Genomic DNA, 2,704 nt, shown 5'->3' with positions numbered 1-2,704 from the left:
AACATGCCCAGCTGGGACTCATAAGACTCCAGCTCCATAACCGGAATTTTCCGTTCAATCGCCTTCTGTATGAAGTACAAGTCAATTCCGGCAGAAGCCTCATAGCCGGCCGTCGCTGCTTTTAGGCTGCTCAGTGTCGTTTCCGCTACCCACGGCTTAAACTGGTCCAGCGCATTGGTCTTAAGGCCTGCCTCCTTGAGCACCTCACCCAGCTTCGCATACGTCTCACCGGAAATATGATCCTTCAGCGTTGTACCGTCCTGGTACATGCCCATGTTCAGAACCAGCTTCTGTGATGCCTCATCAGCTGCCTTGCTGATATCAATTTCTACGCCCAGATAATCAGACCCGGCAAAGGCCTCTTCAAACTCCTTGCTCAGAGGATAGAAGCTGTCATCGGCAATATGCATTGAGCCGACCAGATACACGGTATTGCCGTTGCTCTCGACTTCCCACATGAAGCCGCGTCCGCCTTGGGTACTTACAGCACTCTGGCTTCCGTCACCCGCTGCCTTGGTCTTCAGAACTACCGTACGGGTCTGTGCATCCCAGCTTACTTCGTAACCCGCTGCATCACCAAGAACCCGGATAGGTGCATAGGTCACGCCGTTGATCACAGTAAGCTTGCTCTTCAGTGTAATGGCTTTACCGTCTACAATCGCATAGATTGTGTCACCTGCCGCATTCTGCAGCTGCACATCCATCGCTTCAAGCGTAGCTCTGAGCGGAACAAGCGTGGTGCCCTGATTGTTGACCGGAGCTCCCGTCTTGTATTCGACAGTCTGATTGTTTACTTGTATTGCCGGCTGCTGCGGGGCAGCCATGGCCGGAACTGCTGTTGCGGTAAGCAATCCTGCCGATAAGGTAAGAGATAATAGCATTTGCTTCCAGCTTCTCATTTGCTTAGTCTCCTTCAGCTTCATATAGTCCACATATAATAATTAAGCAAAATCACGATGCTTGAGACACTCGGGTGACAAAATTTGCTGTTCAAGTACGGATATACATTTACGCTCTGCTTCTGCGTTCCTTTGCCATTACCCACAGCATTGCAAATACTGCAGCAGCACTCAATCCTACGGTTAATCCTTGAATGAAATCACGCACCGGGGAACCGTTCGTATCTATCACAAGACCAAACATAACCATGTTCAACACGCATACTGCAAGAAACAGGAAGTTCTGATTTTTTTTATTCATTGTGAATTTCTCCTCATATAGTAGATTTTTTATAATTATTTGCATTAGATTTTGTAAGCCTTCATTGCTTTTCTGATCTCTTTAATGCTAGGGCGCTTGCCGTACATCAGTACGCCTGTGCGGTAGATCTTCGCCGCCAGCCAGCCGAACACAAATGTGGTTGCCAGCAGAATAACCAGCGAGACGATAATCTCCCAGAAAGCGACCTGGCCGACTCCGATGCGCAGCAGCATGCTGAGCGGTGAGGTGAACGGAATGTAGCTCGCTACCTTGACCAGCATAGTATCAGGAGCCCAAATGCTGAATAAAGGAACGTAGAAGTTCACGAAGCCGATCATCATAATCGGCATTACCGCCTGGCCAAGATCCTCTGTACGGCTGACAATCGATCCGACCGCCGCATAGATCAGGGCATACAGGAAGTAGCCGAGAATATACAGGATCAGACCGTAGACCAGCAGCCCGATGTTTAGCTGGCTCAGATCCAGCTCGAAATCAGCCAGTACGCCGGAGTTATGCGGCAGCAGGAGATTGGCGGTCACACTGAGTGCAATGATGGCAATCTGCATCAGTCCGACCAGGAAAATACCGATGACCTTGCCGAACATCTGGGTTAGCGGCGATGCGCTCGTAATCAGAATCTCCATGATGCGCGAGCTTTTCTCAGAGGTAACTTCTGCCGAAATCATATTACCGGTCATCATAATGGACATGAAGAACAGGATCAGAAGGACATAGACAACTACATAGTTGATTGTTGCCGCCGTCCGTTCAGTCTCTTCCCCGGCCTGGGAACCATCGGCGCTGAGCTCCTGTGTATCAATCGTTACCGGGGCGTACATGGCGGCAACCTGGCTGTCTGTCAGCTTGTCACCGACAATCAGCTGTGTGTTGACCGCCTGCAGAGCGCTCTGCAGATAAGTCTGCACTTCCCCGCCAAGCTCACCGTCCTCGTTGTGGTAGGTTACTGGCGGAAGTCCTTCACCAGCTGCCTCGCCAAAGGTGAGATAGCCTTCAATAGTTCCCTTATCCAGACCTTCCTTCAATGCTGCATCATCAGCTGAAGCAAATGCTGTGAACGTTACTGCAAACGTATCGCTGTCCGGAGTAGCAGGGGCTGATGATGCCAGGAGCAGCTCGGCTGCCGGGTTACCCGTTTCAGCGATTACTGCGATTTGGCTCCGGTTGCCGCCGTCAGCCTTATCTTCACCCTTGAACACTTTGATAAAATAAGGAATGTTCATTCCGATACTCAGCAAAATAACCATAATAAGCGTTGTTATAAGAAAGGCTTTGGTCTTCACCTTGTTTTTAAAAGTAAATCCTATAATCGTCCCCATCTTATTCATTCGATTCACCCACCGCTCTGATAAAGATTTGGTTTAGCGTCGGTTCCTTAATCTCGAAATGCTCGACCTCGCCGGCAAGAATGGCCTGCTGCAAAATACGCTGTGCTGCACTGATATCGCTGATCGACAGTACATAGCCGCGTTCCTGCCGCTTC

General features: G+C 50.0%; 4 protein-coding genes. All 4 read right to left on the bottom strand.

Annotated elements, in window-relative coordinates:
- Positions 1 to 899, bottom strand: an 899-nt coding sequence (locus BN3772_RS27705; RefSeq protein WP_042203613.1) for a TraB/GumN family protein, incomplete at its 3' end; no start/stop codon positions are given.
- 109 nt (positions 900 to 1,008) lie between these two features.
- Positions 1,009 to 1,200 carry a hypothetical protein gene (locus BN3772_RS27700; protein ID WP_042203612.1) on the bottom strand — a complete coding sequence of 64 codons (192 nt, stop codon included), beginning with the start codon at positions 1,198 to 1,200 and terminating at the stop codon, positions 1,009 to 1,011.
- 44 nt (positions 1,201 to 1,244) lie between these two features.
- Entirely contained in the window at positions 1,245 to 2,549 is a 1,305-nt protein-coding gene (locus BN3772_RS27695) for an ABC transporter permease (protein ID WP_042203610.1), read from the bottom strand.
- The coding region (locus BN3772_RS31615; protein WP_042203608.1) for an ATP-binding protein DrrA1-3 family domain-containing protein at positions 2,542 to 2,704 on the bottom strand (163 nt) is incomplete at its 5' end. The genes BN3772_RS27695 and BN3772_RS31615, both read right to left, overlap by 8 nt.

The organism is Paenibacillus camerounensis (assembly GCF_000723885.1).
Taxonomy (GTDB): domain Bacteria; phylum Bacillota; class Bacilli; order Paenibacillales; family Paenibacillaceae; genus Paenibacillus_AQ; species Paenibacillus_AQ camerounensis.
This window is presented reverse-complemented; position numbering and strand designations above follow the sequence as displayed.

What these genes read in the sequence shown, in the direction of transcription:
- BN3772_RS27700 (WP_042203612.1), bottom strand. Translation starts at nt 1,200, where the DNA reads ATGAATAAAAAAAATCAGAACTTCCTGTTTCTTGCAGTATGCGTGTTG.
- BN3772_RS27695 (WP_042203610.1), bottom strand. Translation starts at nt 2,549, where the DNA reads ATGAATAAGATGGGGACGATTATAGGATTTACTTTTAAAAACAAGGTG.